Source organism: Caulobacter sp. GW821-FHT10F06 (assembly GCF_058809215.1).
The window spans coordinates 193,937-212,561 of sequence record NZ_JBXASK010000002.1 but is presented as its reverse complement, the minus strand read 5'-3'; the positions used below and the strand labels follow the sequence as shown (position 1 = coordinate 212,561).

General features: G+C 68.2%; 17 protein-coding genes. 12 read left to right on the top strand and 5 right to left on the bottom strand.

Annotation, left to right across the window (positions count from 1 at the left end; translation table 11 throughout):
* Positions 1–18 precede the first annotated feature (18 nt).
* Positions 19–606, bottom strand: coding sequence for an SRPBCC family protein (locus tag AC1RUS_RS04220; RefSeq protein ID WP_492913365.1), 588 nt, complete (start codon positions 604–606; stop codon positions 19–21).
* Between the two features lie 296 nt (positions 607–902).
* On the opposite strand from AC1RUS_RS04220, the gene AC1RUS_RS04215 reads away from it, so the two are divergent.
* The 4 genes from AC1RUS_RS04215 (at position 903) to AC1RUS_RS04200 (ending at position 5,901) form a co-directional block, all read left to right on the top strand.
* Positions 903–2,156 (top strand): dicarboxylate/amino acid:cation symporter, encoded by a 1,254-nt coding sequence (locus AC1RUS_RS04215; RefSeq protein WP_492913363.1) that lies wholly within the window; start codon positions 903–905, stop codon positions 2,154–2,156.
* A 210-nt stretch (positions 2,157–2,366) separates the two neighbouring features.
* Positions 2,367–2,903 carry a hemerythrin domain-containing protein gene (locus tag AC1RUS_RS04210; protein ID WP_492913361.1) on the top strand — a complete coding sequence of 179 codons (537 nt, stop codon included), beginning with the start codon at positions 2,367–2,369 and terminating at the stop codon, positions 2,901–2,903.
* A 47-nt stretch (positions 2,904–2,950) separates the two neighbouring features.
* Complete coding sequence (locus tag AC1RUS_RS04205; RefSeq protein WP_492913359.1) at positions 2,951–5,086, top strand: catalase; 2,136 nt, start codon at positions 2,951–2,953, stop codon at positions 5,084–5,086.
* Positions 5,087–5,295: 209 nt separating this feature from the next.
* The gene (locus AC1RUS_RS04200) at positions 5,296–5,901 is read left to right on the top strand and encodes a Crp/Fnr family transcriptional regulator (RefSeq protein ID WP_492913357.1); all 606 of its coding nucleotides are present in this window, start codon (positions 5,296–5,298) and stop codon (positions 5,899–5,901) included.
* Between the two features lie 136 nt (positions 5,902–6,037).
* Here the strand turns inward: AC1RUS_RS04200 and AC1RUS_RS04195 are convergent, their stop codons facing one another.
* Positions 6,038–6,757 (bottom strand): Crp/Fnr family transcriptional regulator, encoded by a 720-nt coding sequence (locus AC1RUS_RS04195; RefSeq protein ID WP_492913355.1) that lies wholly within the window; start codon positions 6,755–6,757, stop codon positions 6,038–6,040.
* 214 nt (positions 6,758–6,971) lie between these two features.
* On the opposite strand from AC1RUS_RS04195, the gene AC1RUS_RS04190 reads away from it, so the two are divergent.
* Both AC1RUS_RS04190 and AC1RUS_RS04185 read left to right on the top strand, forming a co-directional pair.
* Positions 6,972–7,175: a hypothetical protein gene (locus AC1RUS_RS04190; protein ID WP_492913353.1), complete on the top strand. Its 204-nt coding sequence runs from the start codon at positions 6,972–6,974 to the stop codon at positions 7,173–7,175.
* The gene (locus AC1RUS_RS04185) at positions 7,172–7,945 is read left to right on the top strand and encodes a Crp/Fnr family transcriptional regulator (protein WP_492913351.1); all 774 of its coding nucleotides are present in this window, start codon (positions 7,172–7,174) and stop codon (positions 7,943–7,945) included. The genes AC1RUS_RS04190 and AC1RUS_RS04185 overlap by 4 nt, the downstream gene beginning before the upstream one ends.
* 1 nt (position 7,946) lies before the next feature.
* On the opposite strand, the gene AC1RUS_RS04180 is transcribed toward AC1RUS_RS04185, so the two are convergent.
* A complete protein-coding gene (locus AC1RUS_RS04180; RefSeq protein ID WP_492913349.1) occupies positions 7,947–8,861 on the bottom strand; it encodes an iron-containing redox enzyme family protein in 915 nt (304 codons plus the stop codon).
* Between the two features lie 201 nt (positions 8,862–9,062).
* On the opposite strand from AC1RUS_RS04180, the gene AC1RUS_RS04175 reads away from it, so the two are divergent.
* Genes AC1RUS_RS04175 through AC1RUS_RS04160 form a run of 4 tightly spaced genes read left to right on the top strand, consistent with a single transcriptional unit; the run spans position 9,063 to position 13,701 of the window.
* A complete protein-coding gene (locus AC1RUS_RS04175; RefSeq protein WP_492913347.1) occupies positions 9,063–9,251 on the top strand; it encodes a hypothetical protein in 189 nt (62 codons plus the stop codon).
* A 7-nt stretch (positions 9,252–9,258) separates the two neighbouring features.
* Entirely contained in the window at positions 9,259–11,991 is a 2,733-nt protein-coding gene (gene cphA, locus AC1RUS_RS04170; RefSeq protein WP_492913345.1) for a cyanophycin synthetase, read from the top strand.
* Positions 11,984–12,889, top strand: coding sequence for an isoaspartyl peptidase/L-asparaginase family protein (locus tag AC1RUS_RS04165; protein WP_492913343.1), 906 nt, complete (start codon positions 11,984–11,986; stop codon positions 12,887–12,889). The genes cphA and AC1RUS_RS04165 overlap by 8 nt, the downstream gene beginning before the upstream one ends.
* Positions 12,886–13,701 carry a cyanophycinase gene (locus AC1RUS_RS04160; protein WP_492913341.1) on the top strand — a complete coding sequence of 272 codons (816 nt, stop codon included), beginning with the start codon at positions 12,886–12,888 and terminating at the stop codon, positions 13,699–13,701. Before AC1RUS_RS04165 ends, AC1RUS_RS04160 begins: the two co-directional genes overlap by 4 nt.
* Here the strand turns inward: AC1RUS_RS04160 and AC1RUS_RS04155 are convergent.
* Together AC1RUS_RS04155 and AC1RUS_RS04150 are read right to left on the bottom strand one after the other, a co-directional pair.
* Positions 13,685–14,611, bottom strand: a complete 927-nt coding sequence (locus AC1RUS_RS04155) for a methyltransferase (protein ID WP_492913338.1) — start codon at positions 14,609–14,611, stop codon at positions 13,685–13,687. The two genes, AC1RUS_RS04160 and AC1RUS_RS04155, sit on opposite strands and share 17 nt — an antisense overlap.
* Before the next feature lie 52 nt (positions 14,612–14,663).
* Positions 14,664–15,035 carry a response regulator gene (locus AC1RUS_RS04150; RefSeq protein WP_492913336.1) on the bottom strand — a complete coding sequence of 124 codons (372 nt, stop codon included), beginning with the start codon at positions 15,033–15,035 and terminating at the stop codon, positions 14,664–14,666.
* Positions 15,036–15,144: 109 nt separating this feature from the next.
* On the opposite strand from AC1RUS_RS04150, the gene AC1RUS_RS04145 reads away from it, so the two are divergent.
* On the top strand, positions 15,145–16,320 hold the full coding sequence (locus AC1RUS_RS04145) for an alpha/beta fold hydrolase (RefSeq protein WP_492913334.1): 1,176 nt from the start codon (positions 15,145–15,147) through the stop codon (positions 16,318–16,320).
* 61 nt (positions 16,321–16,381) lie between these two features.
* The gene (locus AC1RUS_RS04140) at positions 16,382–18,451 is read left to right on the top strand and encodes a glycoside hydrolase family 65 protein (protein ID WP_492913332.1); all 2,070 of its coding nucleotides are present in this window, start codon (positions 16,382–16,384) and stop codon (positions 18,449–18,451) included.
* Positions 18,452–18,625: the final 174 nt, after the last annotated feature.

Sequence of the window (18,625 nt, the reverse complement as noted above, 5' to 3'; positions counted from 1 at the left end):
TCCGTCTTTAAATGAGGGTCAGCCCCGCGGGGCGGCGTCGGGCGCTTGGGCGGTGGAGATCTCGCCCGTTTCCATCAGCTGCTTGAATCGGCGCAGTTCGCGTCGCGCCTGGATCTTCGGCTCCTTCTGGAAGAGCTTGGCGATCAGCTTGCCCAGGTCGCCGCCGGGCGGCTCGTAGACGATGGTGGCGGTGACCTCGGTGCCACGCCCCGGCGGAGCATCGCGAAATTCGACCCGGCCGGCGTTCTTGATGTCCGCGCCCTCGGCGGACTCCCAGGCCAGGACCTCGTTCTCGACCTCTTCGGTCAGAAGGCTGTCCCACTCGACGGTCTTGCCGGCCGGAGCCTTGACCACCCAGTGCGAGCGCCGGTCGTCGCCGGGGGTGACGCTCTGGACGTTCTCCATGAACAGGGCCAGGTTTCGGAAGTCCCGCCAGAAAGCATAGAGCTCCGCACGCGGACGATTAATGGTCACGGTGCGACCGACCAAAGCGGCGTCGTGCCAGCCCCGCTCTTGGGCGACCTCGTGGGAGACGGCGCGCTGGTGGACGGCGGCCGTGAGCGGCGCGTCGCTTTCCATCGCTTGGGCGATCTGCTCGTCGGACATGGAATCCTCCCTGCTGTGGCCCGATCAACATCCGGCCGCTTCGGGGGTTCCTGTGGTGAAGCTGATCTTCTTCTCTGTCTTGAGTCGACATAAGCCTTTGGCGCGCATCGGCTTTCATGAGCCCTGCCGGACCGCGCATCATTTGATGGACGCCGGGTCGCGTGATTGGAAAAGCGTCGCCGTCGCCACCCGTCGATGGAGCCATTGGGCGATCGCGTCGTTCTGGGCTTTTCACGACAAGGGCCAGTGCGATGATCGAACCGAGCGCGACGACGAGGCGTATGGCCTGGAATACGATGTCCACCCGCATCCTGGTTGGACTGGTGCTCGGCCTGGCGCTCGGAGCCTGGTTCGGCCGACAGCCTTCGGACGTTCTGAACCTTTTGCTCGCGATGGCCGAGCCCGTGGGGCGGCTGTGGCTGGACGCCCTGACCATGACCGTCGTGCCTCTGGTGTTCGCCTTGCTCGTCACCGGCGTCGCCTCGGCCACATCGAGCGCCTCGGCGGGCGGGATCGCGGCGCGGGCGATGGCCTGGTTCGTCATTTGGCTGCTGGCGGCCTGCGCGCTGAGCGCGACGGTGACGAGCCTCGTGCTGTCATGGTCGCCCTTGCCGGCGGGGGCCGAGGCCTTGCGCGGCCAAGCTCGTGACGCGCCGACGATGGCGGCCGCGGGGGCCTGGTTCGCCGGCATCATCCCGCCCAATCCGATCAAGGCCGCCGCCGAGATGAGCATGGCGCCGCTGGTGGTCTTCGCCTTGTTCTTCGGCTTCGCGGCCAGCCGGATCGAGGCGGACCTGCGCGCGCCCCTCGTCCGGTTTTTCGAGGCCATCGTCGCCACCATGCTGGTGATCGTGCGGTGGGTGCTGTTGGCCGGTCCTCTGGGCGTGCTGGCCTTGGCCTTCGGGGTCGGCGCTAAGATGGGGATCGGAGCGGCCGGCGCCCTGCTGCACTATGTCGGCGTCATCGTCTGCGCCTGCCTGACCATCACCGTCCTCGCCTATCTGCTGGCGACCGTGGTCGGACGGATCTCGCCCCTCGCCTTCGCAAGAGCCGCGATGCCCGTCCAGGCGATCGCCCTGGGCACGCAGTCATCGCTGGCCTGCGTGCCCGCAATGATCGGAGCCGCCTCGACCCTGCGCGCCTCGCCGGGCGCGGCCGAGGTCGTGCTGCCGCTGTCGGTGTCGATCTTCCGCGCGGCCAGCGCGGCGGCCAATATCGCGGTGGCCATCTATCTGGCCCACCTGCATGGCGTGGCGGTCTCGCCGGTCACCGCGGGCGTTGGCGTCGTCGTCGCCGCGGCGGTCAGCCTCGCGGCTGTCGGCCTGCCGGCGCAGGTGTCGTTCTTCGCCACCATCGGTCCGGTCTGCCTGGCCATGGGCGTGCCGATCAACGTGCTGCCAGTGCTGCTGGCGATCGAGACCATCCCCGACCTCTTCCGCACCCTGGGCAATGTCACCACCGACCTCGCCGTCGCCCGGATCGTTGGAGCCGAGCGGCGGAGCGCGCCGGCCCCGGCGCCTCTGCCTGCGCCGGTCGCCGACATCATTTGATGCCGCCGACATTGCGCCTCGGACACTGGAGATCGCTGGCCGAGCGCGGGTCTTGGACGGCTGTACGGCGGTCCAAACCTCGCATCCATTGAGTGTCGGTTCCGCGACTGCTTCGCGGGCGGGTCAGCCGCCTGCCAGAGCTGGAAAGTCGACCAGGAACAGCCATCCGACCGGCCGGTTGATGAGGTCTCCTCACAACCGAGACCCCCCATGGCCACCACGGCGAACACCAAAGCCAAGACGAAGACCAAGCGCGCCGCGACCAAGGCCGCCGCCGCGCCCAAGACCTTTGGTCTCGACGCCCTGTCTCTGCTCGAAGCCGACCACCGCGAGGTCGACGAATATTTCGAGCAATACGACACCCTCACCGAAAACGCGGACAAGAAGGCGCTGGCCGACAAGATCTGCCTGGCTCTGAAGGTCCACGCCCAGATCGAGGAAGAGTTCTTCTATCCGCCGGCCCGCGAGGAGACCGGCGATGGCGACCTGATCGACGAGGCGATCGTCGAGCACATGGGCGCCAAGACCCTGATCGCCCAGATCGAGGCCGGCGCGCCCGGCCAGCCGCTCTACGACGCCAAGATCAAGGTGCTGGGCGAGCAGGTCCGCCACCACGTCGAGGAGGAGGAGCAGGAGCTCTTCCCCGAGGTTCGCGCCACCAGCATCGATCTCGACGCCCTGGGCGCCAAGCTCGCCGCGCGCAAGGCCGAACTGATGGCGCTGCTCGCGCCGACCCCGGCTGCCTGAGCCCCCCCCCCTTTCCTCATCACGAGCCCTAGCGGCCAGGACATCCCATGCCCACCAAGACCAAGACTTCGAAGGCCGCCGCTCCCCCCGCGCCCGACACCGCCATGGGCCTCGAAACCCTGACCGGCGCCGGCGGCGAACTGCATCAGCAGAGCGTCGATACGGCGACCCAGCTGACGACCAACCAAGGCGTGCCGATCAGCGACAACCAGAACTCGCTGAAAGCCGGCGCGCGCGGTCCGGTGCTGCTGCAGGACTTCATCCTGCGCGAAAAAATCATGCACTTCGACCACGAGCGCATCCCTGAGCGCGTGGTCCACGCGCGCGGCTCGGCGGCGCACGGCTTCTTCGAATGCCTGGAGGACCTGTCCGCCATCACCGCCGCCGACTTCCTGCAGCGGCCCGGCGAGCGCGTTCCGGTGTTCACCCGGTTCTCAACCGTGGCCGGCAACAAGGGCTCGGCGGACCTGGCCCGCGACGTGCGCGGCTTCGCCGTGAAGTTCTACACCCAGCAAGGCAATTTCGATCTCGTCGGCAACAACATCCCGGTGTTCTTCATCCAGGACGCCATCAAGTTCCCCGACCTGATCCACGCCGCCAAGCAGGATCCGGATCGCGAGTTCCCCCAGGCCCAGACCGCCCACGACACCTTCTGGGACTACATCTCGCTGACGCCCGAGAGCATGCACATGATCATGTGGATCATGTCGGACCGGACGATCCCGCGCTCCTACCGGATGATGGAGGGCTTCGGCGTCCACACCTTCCGGCTGGTCAACGCGGCCGGCGCCTCGACCTTCGTCAAGTTCCACTGGCGGCCCAAGCTGAACGCCCAGTCGGTGGTGTGGGACGAGGCCGTGAAGATCAACGGCGCCGATCCCGACTTCCACCGTCGCGACCTGTGGGAGGCCATCGACGGCGGCGACTTCCCCGAGTGGGAATTCTGCCTGCAGACCTTCACCCAGGACGAGGCCGACGCCCTGCCCTTCGACGTGCTGGACCCGACCAAGGTCATCCCCGAGGAGGTCATTCCGCTGCGCGTCGTCGGCCGGATGGTGCTGGACCGCAACCCCGACAACTTCTTCGCCGAGACCGAGCAGGTCGCCTACTGCACCTCGCACGTGGTGCCGGGCATCGATTTCACCAACGACCCGCTGCTGCAGGGCCGGCTGTTCTCCTACCAGGACACCCAGCTCAAGCGCCTGGGCGGTCCTAACTTCCACCAGATCCCGATCAACCAGCCCCAGTGCCCGTTCCACAACCTGCAGCGCGACGGCCACATGCGGATGGACGCGCCCAAGGGCCAGGTGAACTACGAGCCCTCGAGCCTGGGTCCGGACATCGCCCGGGAATCCCAGGCGAGCGGCTACCGGACCTTCCCCCACCTCGAGACCGGCGAGCAGCTGCGGGTGCGGCCCGAGTCGTTCGGCGACCACTACACCCAGGCCCGGATGTTCTTCGTCAGCCAGACCGAACCCGAGCGCGATCACATCGTCGCGGCGCTGATCTTCGAGCTGAGCAAGTGCGTCGTGCCGGCGGTTCGCGAGGCGATGCTGTCGCGCCTAGTCAATATCGACCAGACCCTGGCGTTGCGGGTGGCGACCGGCCTTGGCCTGCGCGGCGAGATCGTGCCAGCCTCGGCGCCCGTGCCGGCGACCGACATGGAGCCCTCGCCGATGCTGAGCATCCTGGCCAAGTCGGCGCCGGGCCTGGTGGGTCGCAAGGTCGGCTGCCTGGTCACGGACGGCGTCGACGATGCCCTGCTGGCCGACTTGAAGGCCGCCGTCCAAGCGGCGGGCGCCAAGCTGGCCATCGTCGCCCCGACCATCACCGGCGTGACGACGGCGGGCGGTGCGCTGCTCCCTGCCGATTTTCGGGTCGATGGCGGACCGTCGGTGCTGTTCGACGCCGTCGTGCTGGCGCCGTCGGACGAAGGCGGCGCGGCCCTGGCTCTGGAAGCCACCGCGGTCAATTTCGTCCGCGACGCGTTCGGCCATCTGAAGGTCATCGCCTATCTGCCGGCGGCCGCGCCGCTGTTCGTAAAGGGCGGCCTATCCGACGCCAATCCCGACGTCGACGCCGGGCTGATCAACCTGCCCAAGGCCTCGATCGACGATTTCATCGCCGCGGCCGGCAAGGGCCGGATCTGGGCGCGCGAACCGATGGTTCGCAAGGTCTTCTGAGACGGGGCGGCCGCCCACGGCATGACCGCGTTCGACAAATTGCAGCGCATCGCCCGGCGATTGTCCCTAGGGTCGGAACATCGTCGGCTTTGCCAGGGTTGTCGGCGACAGAGAGACTGCGTGTGCTCGCGCAGACGGAGCCCGCATGCCCAGACGTCCCTCGCCGCCGCGCCGGGGTCCAATCCCGAGCGTTTGCGCCTTCCCCGTTGGTGACCTCGCTCATCGAGCCTGTGTTCGTCCGCAAGCTCTCGGCCCACACGGCGCTGACGGAGTCTGAAACGCTGGCGATCGACAGCGCGATCAGCCATCCGTTGACCTTCAAGCCCGGAGCCATGATCGCGATGGCCAGCGAACCCCACAATGTCGCAACCATCTTGCTGGAGGGCATGGCGTGCCGCTCCAAGATCTTGCCCGATGGGCGCCGACAAATCCTGTCGTTGCTGTTGCCAGGCGACATCGTCGATGTGCAGGCGTCTCTTCTGGGGGTCCGCGACGACAATCTCGAGGCGCTGTCGGTCTGCAAGCTCTGTCGAATCCCTCAGTCGCACATCGCTTCCCTCGGCGCGGCCTATCCCAGGCTGTTCGAAGCCTTTCTCCGAGAAGCCCTGATCGAAGGGGCGATCTGGCGTGAATGGGTGATCAATGTCGGGCGGCGCTCGACCCGTGAGGCGCTCGCCCATCTGCTGTGTGAACTGAAGCTGCGTCTGGACTCGGTCGGAATTGGGATGGACGGCGTCTACCCCCTCCCGCTAACCCAGCAGGACCTCGTCGACGCCCTTGGCGTCACCGCGACCAACCTGAAGAGGGTAGTGTAGGTGCTGCGTACAGCGGGACGGGTCGAGGTCGTGGCCACGCAGCTGAACATGCTCGACTGGGCCAGGCTGCAGAGCGGGCGACCTTCAAGGCCAGTTATCGCCGCTTCCAACGGCTGTTGCCTAGCGGCGCGGCGCGTCAAACGGGGTCACGCTGCAGGCGCAGATAGGTCGCGTCAAATGCCGCCAGGTCGACCAAGGCGTCCCAGTTGGCGATTGTAACCTGGGCGCCCTTCCAATCAATCAGGCCCTGGTTACGCAGATCCCGGATGACGCGATTGACGTGCTCGGGGGTCAGGCCCAGCAGATCGCCAAGATCGACCTGGGTCAGCGGCGCGCTGAAATGCAGATCGCGGGCCTGGCCAGCCTCTTCCAGCCGAAGGTAGAGCTCGCAGATCAGGTGCGATAGTCGGCTGGCCGCGCCTTGTTGACCCATCGTCACCAGCCACTGCCGATGGATCGCGCCATCGATCACGGTTTCCAGCCAAAGGAGCCGGGTGAGGTGCGCGTGGCGTTCGGTCAACCGACGCAGATCGCTGTGCTGAGCGGGCGCGATGACGCAGTCCGACAGGGCCACGATGCCGTGGTCCATCTGCTTCATCATCAGGCTGTGAAGGTCGACGAAATCGCCCGGGACGTTGATTTCCGTCAGTTGCCGCTTGCCAGCGCGCGTCAGCGTGTATCGGGCGCAGAAGCCGGCGATCAGAAACGTGCTGTGCGTGGGACGGTCCCCAGGGTGAATGATCAGCGCGCCGGCCGGGACGCGGCGTTCAGGTCCAAGCACTTCGGCCAGCGCCTCGCGCTCATCGGCCGAGAGCGTATCGCGACGCGCCAGTTTCTCCACGAGGGCGGAAATCATCGAAGGGGTCCTCAAGGCTTTGGAATGCACTCAAACCGTTCCGGCCTCAAAAAGCCGGATCAGGCGGAAGAGTTGCGGCGCTCGAACCTAAGATGCGGGGTTCGGCCATCGATAGGCTAAAAATCGTCCGAAATTCGCTCCGGCACTAACCTAGATCAAGGTCGGGCCCGCGCCACCGCCCTACGGTCGCCTCAACGTGATCTAGGGGACGGTTGTGAAGAGCTATGTTTATCTGGGCTTCGCGCGCGGTGAGCGTGCGGCGGTTCTTGATGTGAGCTGGGACGATGGCGTCGGCGAACCCGCCGTCCACGCCTTGCGCCTGCTCGGCGAGCACCAAAGCTGCAGCCGCATCGAAGTGTGGAAAGGCGAAGAACGCGTCGCGCTGGTGTCACGCGATATGGCGGAACGCGCGCCGTGAGCCGGCTGCTCATCGCCAGCCTCGACCGCTTTGGCCCCCTGCGCGAGATTGTGCGCGACAGCCTTCTGGCCTGCTCGCAGAAGGTCGTCCAAGTGTCGGCGGGTCAGCCGCTCGTCCGCCCCGGCGAGCGTGCTCAGCTGCGCCTGCTCATCAGCGGAATCGGGGTGCGCCAGCACGTGCTGGCCGACGGTGGCCGACAGATTCTGGGTTTTGCGACCCCCGGCGATCTGCTGGACCTGAGCGGTCTGTTCCTAGGCGTGGATCATGAAGTTCGCGCCCTGGGCCTTTGCGAGATGCGTCAGACCACAAGCCAGGAGCTGCGCGCCCTGATTCGCGCCCATCCCAATTTGCTGGGAACGCTATGCCGTGTCGTGCTGACCGAGACCAAGCTGCAACGCAACTGGATAGTCAACCTGGGACGGCGCTCGGCGCTGTCGCGCACCGCCAATCTGTTCTGCGAAATCTATGCGCGTCAGAAGGTCCTGGCCTTGGCCGCCAACGGCGTGTGCCGGTTTCCGGCCTTGCAGGCCGACATCGCCGACGCCCTGGGACTGTCGGTGGTCCACACCCACAGGGTCTTGCAGAGCCTCAAGCGCTCAGGCCTGGCGACGTTGAAGGACGGTCTGCTCACGATCGGCGACTGGGATCGGCTGGCGGCGCTGGGCGAATTCGATCCGGCATGCTTCGCGCCTCAGCACGACCCGGCGGAGCTGAGCGCGCTTCGCCTGCGGCCCGCGACGCCTCGGGGCGCGTTCAGCGACCCGCGGTGAGTCAGGCGGCCACGTCCCGCGCGGGCCACAGGCGGGCGCGATAGGCTTCAAAGCAGCGGCGACCGGCGTCCAGGCGCATCAGGGCGCCCTCGGCGAGATAGCGCGCGCACTCGGGACGATCGCGCACCAGCGGGGTCAAGACTTCGGCGTTCCAGGCTTCGGAGTGCGCGACGTCGAGCGTGGCGTGGAGCGCGAAATACTTGCGCGCCTTGCCCACGCCGAGGCGCTTGAGGCCTTGGGCCACAAGGTCGGCTCGCCAGGGGGCCGTCAGCTCGACCGCACCGAGCGCGCCGAGCGCGTGGTAGGCGTAGCGGCGGTTGGTGGCGAAGGCGACGAGCAGATTGCCCAGCGCCAGAGATTGCGGGACGGTGCCCTCGATGGTCGGCTCCAGGCTCATGGCGCGCGCCAGCTGGTCCAGCATCGGACCGTGCATGCCGGCCTCCGCGCCGCGCCCCATCTCGTCCCAATAGTTGCGGGCCAGTTCCAGCTTGGCCTGGGTCGGCATCTTGACCTGGGTCATGGCGACCAGGTCGTCAAACCCCGCCTCCCCGGCCACTTCCTGCAGAAGGAACCAGCGCATGTCCTCCATTGGCGCGGCGGTCGCCAGCCAGGGGAAAAGCGGATCGTTCTGGCCGGGTCCCGTCGCCTTGAGCTCTTCGAACCAGGCGATGAACCCGGCGACGTCCGTGGGCGCTTCGGCGGCGCGCGCGGCGATCGCCTCGCGTTGGATTTCGACATAGCGCCCTTCGAGGCGACGCATCTCCAACTCGACGGCGAGATCGCGCTCCCAGCTGTCCGACGGCCCGGTCGGGTCCAGCCGCTGATGGTTCCAGTTGGACAGACGTCGCTGGACATCGCCGTCCAGAAGGCCGGCGTCTTGGAGGCGGCAGGGCGCTGCGGCGGTGGGGATTTGCATGGAAGCCTCAGGCTGGATCAGGACCTGCTAAGCGCCGATCACGGCCGGCGGTTCCCGGCTCGGGAAGCCGCCTGACGCCCGGATCAAACCTCGCGAATTCAGCCACTTGTGTCGGCCATGCAACCCAGGAACCGGCGGCGTCCCGCATCGTTTGTGCAGCCTTCCCAAGGCAGGGCTGCAACGATGAACGACCTTATGACAATGGTGCGATTTTCGATCCGTCCCCACGGCGACGCCTGGCGCTGGGAGACTGTGGACCCCGCTGGACGGCGGCGCGACAGCGGCGTTGTCCCCACCCGCGCCCTGGCGGCGGCGCTGGTGATCCGAGACATCTGCCGTGCGCAAGCGCGCGTCGTCGACCATCATTTGATCAGCGCCAAGGCCGCCTGACATGCGCGTGCTGGAGACCTCAGTCTATCGCGGGCCGCACCTCTACAGCCATCGTTTGATGGTCCGGATTCAGCTTGATCTGGGCCCGCTGGAACAGTGGCCGACCCATCGACTGCCGGGGTTCACCGACCGGCTTCTCGTCGCCCTGCCCGGCCTCGATCGCCATGGCTGCTGCTTCAAGACGCCCGGCGGCTTCATACGTCGCCTGCGGGAAGGCACCTGGCTCGGCCACGTGATCGAACACGTCGCGCTGGAACTGCAGCATCTGGCGGGCGCGGCCACGACCCGCGGCAAGACCCGATCGGTCAAGGGCCGCCCCGGCGTCTACAACATCCTCTATGTCTACGAGACCGAGGGGCTGGGACGGGCCGCAGGTCGCGTCGCGATCGAGACCGTCAACAGTCTGTTGCCGCGCGAGCTGCAGGGCCTGTCGAACCTGAACATGGTGGCGCCGCCGCTGAGCGGTGGGGTGGAAGTTCCGTTCGACCTCAACGCCGCGATCCTGGGCCTTCGCCAGATCGCGCGCGGCGAGGCGTTGGGGCCCACCACCCGGTCGCTGGTCAACGAAGCGCGCCGCCGGGGCATTCCCGCCGCTCGGCTCGACGCCCAGAGCCTGGTCCAGCTGGGGTATGGCGCGCGGCGCAAGCTGCTGCGGGCCAGCATCACCGGCGAGACCTCGCAGATCGCCGTGCAGACCGCCGGCGACAAGGCCCTGACCAAGGCCGTGCTCTCGGCGGTCGGCCTGCCGACCCCGCGCGGCGCCGTGGTCAAGACCGCCGACGAAGCGATCCGCGAAGCCGCCAAGCTGGGCGGACCGGTGGTGCTCAAGCCCCTCGACGGCAACCATGGGCGCGGCGTCAACACCAACCTGCGCGACGCCGACGCCGTCCGCTGGGGGTTCGACCAGGCCGCCAAGCACGGTCGCCGCGTCATCGTCGAGGAGCAGTACGAAGGCCACGACCACCGCATTCTCGTGGTGGGCGGCAAGGTGGTCGCGGTGGCGCAGCGCGTGCCGGCCCAGGTGATCGGCGACGGCGTCTCGACGGTTCAGGTCTTGATCGAGACGGTCAATACAGATCCGCGTCGCGGCGCCGGCCACGAGGAGGTGATGACCCGGATCGTCGTCGACGACCATGTCCGTGAGATGCTCGTCCGCGCGGGCCTTGGCCTGGACGCCGTGCCAGCGCCGGGCCAAGTGGTGACCCTGCGAGCCACGGCCAATCTCTCCACCGGCGGGACCGCGATCGACCGCACCGACGACATCCATCCCGACAACGCCAGCATCGCGCGCCGCGCCGCGGCCACGGTGGGCCTGGACGTGGCCGGCATCGACTTCATCGCGCCCGACATCGCTCGCTCGGTCCGCGAGACGGGCGGCGGCATCGTCGAGATCAACGCCGCCCCGGGCTTTCGCATGCATCTGGAGCCCTCGCAGGGCCAGCCGCGCGACGTAGCCAAGGCCGTCATCGCCCATCTCTATCCGCCGGGCTCGCGATCCCGCATTCCGATCATCGCCGTCACCGGCACCAACGGAAAGTCGACCGTCGGCCGGATGGCGGCCAAAATCTTCCGCGCGCACGGCAAGGTCGTGGGCCTGACCAGCACCAGCGGCGTCTATGTCGACGACGACAAGATCCTGGACGCCGACGCCAGCGGTCCCAAGAGCGCGCGGATGGTGCTGCGCGATCCCACCGTCGAGGTCGCCGTCCTGGAGACCGCGCGCGGCGGCATGCTGCGCGAGGGCCTGGGCTTCGACCGTTGCGACGTCGGCGTCGTGCTCAATGTGACCTCCGACCACCTGGGCCTGAAGGGCGTCGACACGCTGGAGGACCTGGCGGCGGTCAAGTCGATCGTCACCGAAGCGGTGGGCCGGCGCGGCGTCAGCGTGCTCAACGGCGATGATCCCCTCACCTTGGGCATGGCCCGGCACGCGGGCGGACGCGTCTGCTACTTCACACTGCAAGGCGGCCCCGACCTGTCGGCGCCTCTTCGGCGTCACCTCGCCGAGGGTGGGCTGCTGGTCGCCCGCGAACCTTCGGGCGAACTCGTGCTCCACGACCGCGGCCGACGTGTCAGCGTCCTGCACGCCGACGAGATTCCCGCCACGCTCCAGGGCCTCGCGGCGTTCAACGTCGCCAACGCCCTGGCCGCCATCGCCATCGGCCATGCCCAAGGCGTGCCGCTGGAGGTCGTCGCCCGGGCCCTGCGCGACTTCAGCTCGTCGCACCGCGAAAACCCGGGCCGGTTCAACGTCCACGACGCCCATGGCTTCCGGGTCATCGTCGACTACGCGCACAATCCGGCGGCCATGCGCGCGGTCGGCGACCTGATCGCGCGGCTGCGTCCCTCCGTCGGCCGGGTGATCGGCGTGGTCAGCATTCCCGGCGACCGGCGCGATGCGGACATCGTGGAGATGGGCGAGATCGCGGCGGGCCTGTTCGACGACCTGATCTTCCGCGAACGCCCCGATGGCCGTGGCCGTCCCGCCGGCTCGGTGGTCTCCCTGCTCACCGACGGCGCCCTGGCGGCGGGTTTTCCGCAGCACAGCCTGCACCGGATCCTCAGCGAGACCGACGCCATCGACACGGCCCTGAAAATGGCTCGCCCCAAAGATCTGGTGCTGCTCTTCCCCACCGGCGTCGATGCGGCCTGGCGCCAGGTGGAGTCCTTCCGGCCGGCGGCCAATGCCGACCATCCGCGCGACTGGCGCCGCGACGAACTTGGAGGCGCTGTTGCCTGATCGCCGTTCCCCGCCCGACGAGGCGCCCCGCCCCGCCTGGGCCATCATCGTCCATGGGGGCGCCAAGGCCATCGGGCCGGACACCGAGGCGGCCCATCGCGACGGCTGCTTGCTGGCGATCGCCGCGGGCCAGGCCGTGCTGGCGGCGGGCGGCAGCGCCGTCGACGCCGTCGAAACGGCCATCCGCGCGCTGGAGGACGACCCCACCTTCAACGCCGGCTATGGCTCGGTGCTGAACGCCGACGGCAAGGTCGAGTGCGATGCGGCGATCATGGACGGCGCGGACCTTTCGGTCGGCGGAGTCGCGGCGGTCACCACCCTGCGCCACCCGATCTCGGTGGCCGCAAAGATGTTGCCCGAGCGCCCTGTGCTGCTGGTCGGGCACGGCGCCGAAGGCTTCGCGCGCACCCATGACGGCGAAATCTGTGCGCCGAGAGATCTGATGGTCGAACAGCCTGCGGACACCGGTTGCGACACGGTCGGCTGCGTCGCGCTGGACATCCACGGTCATCTGGCCGCCGGAACCTCGACCGGCGGCCTGCCGGGGTGTCTACCGGGTCGGGTCGGCGACTCCCCCCTGCCCGGCTGCGGCCTCTATGCCGACGACGCGGTGGGCGCAGTGTCGCTGTCGGGCGACGGCGAGAGCATCATTCGCACCACCCTGGCCGCGCGGCTGATCCACAGCCTGGAAGCCGTGCCGCCAGGCCCCGCCATCGACGCGGCCCTGACCCGTCTGGCCGCGGTCGGCGGCGAGGCGGGCCTGATCGTGATCGACGCCGACGGCCGTTTGGACTGGGGCCACAACAGCCCGCAGTTCGCCGTCGCCCACGCCAGGGCCGACCGCCCGGCCAGCGCCTTCACCCATCGGGCGCAGGACGCCTCCGGAGATCTCGCGTGACCCAAGCCAATATCGAAGGCCCGCTCATCATCATCGGCGGCCACGAAGACAAGGAGGGCGACAAGGCCATCCTCAAGGCCGTCGCCCAGCGCCTGAAGGGCGGCCGCCTGGTGCTGGCCACCATCGCCTCCCACGCGCCGGAGGGCTATTTCGAGACCTATCAAAAGGCGTTCGCGGGCCTGGGCGTCACCGACCTTGTCGAGCTCTATGTCGAGGATCGCGCCGAGACCCACGACGACGCCAAGCTCGCCCTGCTGGACGGCGCGGCGGGCGTGTTCTTCTCGGGCGGCGACCAGCTGCGGATCAGCAGTCAGGTCGGCGACACGCCGATCGAGGCGCGCATTCGCGAGATCTGGCGCCAAGGCGGCGTCCTGGCGGGCACGTCGGCGGGCGCCTCGGTGATGAGTGACACGATGATGGTGCGCGGCGCCAGCGCGGAGACGCACCGGATCGGCGATCTGCGCATGGCGCCGGGCCTGGGCCTGATGCGCGACGTGATCATCGACCAGCACTTCGCCGAGCGCGGCCGGATCGGCCGGCTTCTGGGCGCGGTCGCCCAAAGCCCGCGCGTGCTGGGCGTCGGCATCGACGAGGACACCGCGATCATCGTCGAGGGCGAGGTCTTCAGCGTTCTCGGCAGCGGCGCGGTCTATGTGGTCGACGCGGAAGGCGTCACCGCATCCAACATCGCCGAGGCGCGGCCGGAAAAGACACTCTCGATGTTCGACATACGCCTCCACGTCCTGGCCAGCGGCGACGGCTTTGACCTGAAGGCGCGTCGTCCCAGCGAACGCGCTAAGCCGCCCGGGTGATCACCGCGCCGACGGCGGCGATCCGCTCGGCGTCGGCATAGGCCTCGCGTCGGAGCTCACCGGAGAAGATGTCCGGATCCAGTTCGCGATAGCGCAGTTCGAAGCCATCTTCCTTGCCGACCGCCTTTTCCAGGGCGTCGCGGAACGGATCGACGCCGCCATCCAGAATCGTGCTGCCGGTATAGAGGATGAACCGGCCGGCGGGGGCCAGTCGGCGCAGGCCGGCGATCGCCCAGTCCAGGGAGAGCCGCGCGCCATGCAGGTCGCCACCGTCCTTGTAGGTCCGGCCGGACTGACCGGCGACATAGGGCGGATTGCTGACGATCAGGTCGACAGCCTCGGGCGCCGCATCCAGCCCGCTGGCGTTGCGCAGCTCGAAGTCCGCGTCGGCATGCCCGGCGTTCACGCCCGCCAGGACGAGCGCCCGAGGATTGATGTCGCTGAGGATCACCTTGGCTCCTGGCGCGTACCGGGCCGCGACCAGCCCGCCGACGCCCGCGCCCGCGCCGACGTCCAGGATCGTGCCGACATTGGCGTCCAAGGCCAGCTCGGCGGCGATCAGGTCGGCGAAGCGATAGCTGTCGGGGCCTAGGAAGACGGCGTCCGAGGCCGTGGCCGGAAAGGCCGAGTGCAGAAACAGGCGTTCGTGGACGGTCGAGACCCGAACCGTGCTGCGCCAGGCCTGGGCGTCGCCGGCCAGCGCCCCGGCGTCTTGGAGCAGCGCGAAGACGGCCGGCGGCAGATCGCCCTCCCGGAACGGCCGCGTCCAGCCGAAGACGTCGCGCAGGGTCGGCGGACCCGGCATGGGCTTTTCGGCCATCCGCCGACTGACGGACGGCGTCGGCGTGACGAACCGATAGCCGAAGCCTTCCAAGGCGGCCAAAAGATCAGCAAGAGCCTGGGTGTTCATGGGCGTCCTAGCGAGGAGCATCGAGCCGACCGGCGCTTGCCGCGCCAGGCGTTCAGGTCAGGCGTTCGGCGACCAGGGCGACGGTGTCGGTCATGTCATCTAGGCGGTAGGGCTTCTGTACGAAGCGGCCGTCATCCGGCACGGGTCCGGCCAACGGACGGCCGGAGGTCACGACCAGCTGTATCGCCGGCCACTGCTCATGCACCAGCCTGGCCAGCTCCAGACCATCCAACGGCCCCGGCATGTTCACGTCGGTAAACAGCACGCCGACGTCGGGTCTCGTCTGCAGGAGTTCAAGCGCCTCGGCGGCGCTGGCGGCCTCGATGACGTCGAAGCCGGCGTCGGTGATCGCCGTGCTGGCGAGGTCGCGGATCAGGGGTTCGTCTTCGACGACCAGGACCAGGGGAAGGCTCTTGGTTTTCATGCCTCTGCAATCGCTGCCGGCCAAGACAGTTCCATCCAAACAGGCCGGAACAGGCACGCCGGCGACCCATTAGCGCAGCCTTCGCTCCCTCTGAATTCGGAACACGCCCATGCCGTTGGTCGTCCTCGCCCGTCTGGTCCTTTCGCTCGTCTCGCTGGCGATCCTGGGCCTTGGCGTCCATCTTCTTTGGTCGTGGCATGAGGGTCATTGGGTCTTGGACGCCTACGGCGCGGCCCATCAGGTCCGCGAACCCTGGCGACTGTGGACCGCCGGCGGTCTGTTGGCCTGGTCGCTGCTGGGTCGGGTGGTCGTCGCGCCTCTGCTGGCCAAGCCTGACATCGATCCGACCCACGCCGAGCGCGGCGCGCATCAAATGATCGCCAGCCCTACAGGCTCGACGCTTTATGTCGAGATTCATGGTCCGGCGGACGCGCCGCCGGTGATCCTCACACATGGCTGGGGCCTGGACAGCACGATCTGGTGCTATCTGCGCCGCGCGCTGTCGCAGCGCTTCCGCGTCATCGTCTGGGACCTTCCCGGTCTGGGACGCTCGCGAGCCGCGAAAGGCGGCGCCATCGATCTGTCCAGCTTCGCCACCGACCTGAAGGCCGTGCTGGCCCTGGCGAACGGTCGGCCCGCCGTTCTGGTCGGCCACAGCATCGGCGGCATGACCATACAAACCTTGGTGCGCGATCATCCCGACGTCCTCGGCCAGCAGGTCGGGGGCCTGGTTCTTGTCAACACCACCTACACCAACCCCTTGCGGACCATGGTGCTGAGCAAGCTCGCCCTGGCTCTGCGCTGGCCGTTGCTGGAGCCGATGTTTCGTCTGGCGATCTGGCTGCAGCCTCTGGCTTGGCTCAGCGCCTGGCAGAGCTATCTGAGCGGCTCGGCGCATCTGGCCAACCGCATCGGGTTCGCGAGCCAGGTCACGCGCAGCCAGCTCAACCAGACAACCCTGTTGGCGACCCGCAACCCGCCCGCCGCCCTGGCGCGCGGCAACCTGGCGATGTTCCGCTGGGATGCTCATGAAGCGATCGAGCGCACTGGGACGCCCTGCCTGATCCTGGCCGGCGACAAGGACCTGGTGACCAAGCTCGAGGCCAGCGAGCACATCGCCATGCGCGCGCCGGACGCGTGTCTGCGGGTGGTCGACGACGCCAACCACATGGGCTTCCTCGAGCGAGCGGCTGTCTACAACGACGAGATCCTGCGCTTTTGCGAACGGCGCCTGATCACGCGCGACCACCTCGCCCCAACGACACCGGCCAAGCCTGGGATCTGACCGCCGCGCCGCGCATTTTTGCGGCGAGTTCTCCCCCGGCCCAAACTGAACCGGAAGCGCCATGAGTCCACCGATCAATCCCAAGAGCGTTTCGGGCGACGGTCATCGCCAACTGCCGGCCTATGTCAGCAACGGCCTGATCGGCCTACGCGTGCGCGACCTGCCGCTGACCACAGGCATGATCCTGGTCAGCGGCTACAGCGGCGAGCATTACGAGCGGCGGATCGAAGCCGCCGCAGTCGCGCCCTACCCGATCGCCGGCGACATCGCCCTGGACGGCGTCTGGCTGTCGGATATCCCGCATCAGGCCGCCGACCTGGAGCAGGCCTACGATTTTTCCAATGGAGAACTCACCAGCCGCTTTTCGTTCACCGCGGAGGGCCGACAGGCGCAGGTCGAGGTCCTGACCTTCTGCAGCCGCCAGGATCCGACCCTGGTCTGCCAGGAGGTGGCGATCACCGTCGACGCCGCCTGCACGCTGGGACTGCGCGCCATCATCGATGCGGGAGGCGCCGACGGCCGCGCTCTGCGCCATGGACGCGGAACGCCAGGCGAGCCGGCATCCGCCACGGACGGAACCTTGCTCTGGGAGTCTGCCGGCGCGCTGTCGACCTGCGGCATCGCCTTGGTGACCGAGGTGCTGGGCGCGGGCGACCAGACGCCGTCCCTGCCGCCGCTGCGCGATCACCGGCTGGTCAGCGAGTACGGACTGCGGGCCAGGGCCGGACGGACGGTGCGGCTGCGGCAGGTCGCCAGCATCATTCCCAGCGTATTGCACGCGCTGCCCGATCAGCAGGCCGCCCGTCTGGCGGCCAAGGCCAGGTCCGACGGCTTCGACCACTTGCGCAAACAGAACCGCGCGGTCTGGGCCGAGTTGTGGAAGGGCCGTATCCGGGTGGAGGGCGCAGACGAGCGCTGGCAGGGCCTGATCGACGCGGCGTTCTTCTATCTCAACAGCTCGGTCCACGCCTCGTCGCCGGCCTCGACCTCGATCTTCGGCTTGGCGACGTGGCATGACTATCACTACTATTTCGGCCATGTGATGTGGGACATCGAGGCCTTCTCGCTGCCGCCGCTTTGCGTCCTGCACCCGCACGCGGCGCAAGCGCTGCTCGACTACCGCACCGACAAGCTCGCCGCCGCCAAGCGCAACGCTCAGCTCCTGGGGCGTCGCGGCCTGCAGTTTCCGTGGGAAAGCGCGCCGACCAGCGGCGAAGAGGCTGCGCCTCTGCCTGGCACGGCGGCGTGGCACGAAGACCACGTGTCCCTGGACGTCGCGCGCGCTTTCAGCTTCCACGCGGACGTCACGGGGGACGAGGCGTTCCGTCGCGAAAAGGCCTGGCCGGTGTTGGCCGGCGTCAGCGAATGGATCGTCAGCCGAGTGACGAAAACGCGGACGGGCTACGCCATCAACGCCTCGATGGGCATCGCCGAGCGCGAAAACCCCGTCGACAACGCGGCCTTCACCAACATGGGCGCCGTGGTCGTGCTGCGCGCCGCCATCGCGACCGCCAAGATCTTGGACAAGCCGATCGACCCCGCCTGGCCCGCCATCGCCGACGGCCTGGCGATCCCCAAGCGCGGCCGCGCGGTGATCTCGCACGACGCCTACCGCGTGGACGAGGAAAAGGGCGCGACGCCCGATCCGCTGATGGGTCTGTTCCCGTTCGGCTATCGCCTCGACGCGGCTGAGGAGGCGGCGACCCTCTCGCTCTATCTGGACAGGGCGCAGGACTATATCGGCAGCCCGATGCTGTCGGCCCTCTATGGCGCCTGGGCGGCGCGGGCGGGCGAACGGGACCTGGCCTTAAAGCTTCTGGACGACGGTTTTGGCCAGTTCTGCGTCGGCCGCTTTTCCCAGACGCTGGAATATCGCGCCGACCGTTTCCCTGAGCAGCCCCAGGCCGGACCGTTCTTCGCCAATATCGGCGGCTTTCTGACGGGATTGCTGTTCGGGTTCACCGGGCTGGAGCCTGGTCCGGGGCCGCTTGAGACATGGGCCAAGCGCCCGGTGCACCTGCCTGCGGGCTGGACTGCCATCCAGGTCGACCGGCTGTGGATCCGCGGTGCGCCGATGCAGCTCACGGCGCGTCAGGGGGAGATGGCGCGACTGGAACACGTCAGAGATTGAAGGTGGGGTGTGCAACGTGCGCGCCATCCTATTGGAACGCCGGGCCGCCTCTGCGGCTCAGCGCACTTGCGTTAGCGGGCCTTCGCCGAACATGGGGCCGGCCAAACCCCGACCCAGTAAAACCCTGGCGCTGATGACGGACTCAATCGGGTCGGCCTGTCCTGACCCAGCTTG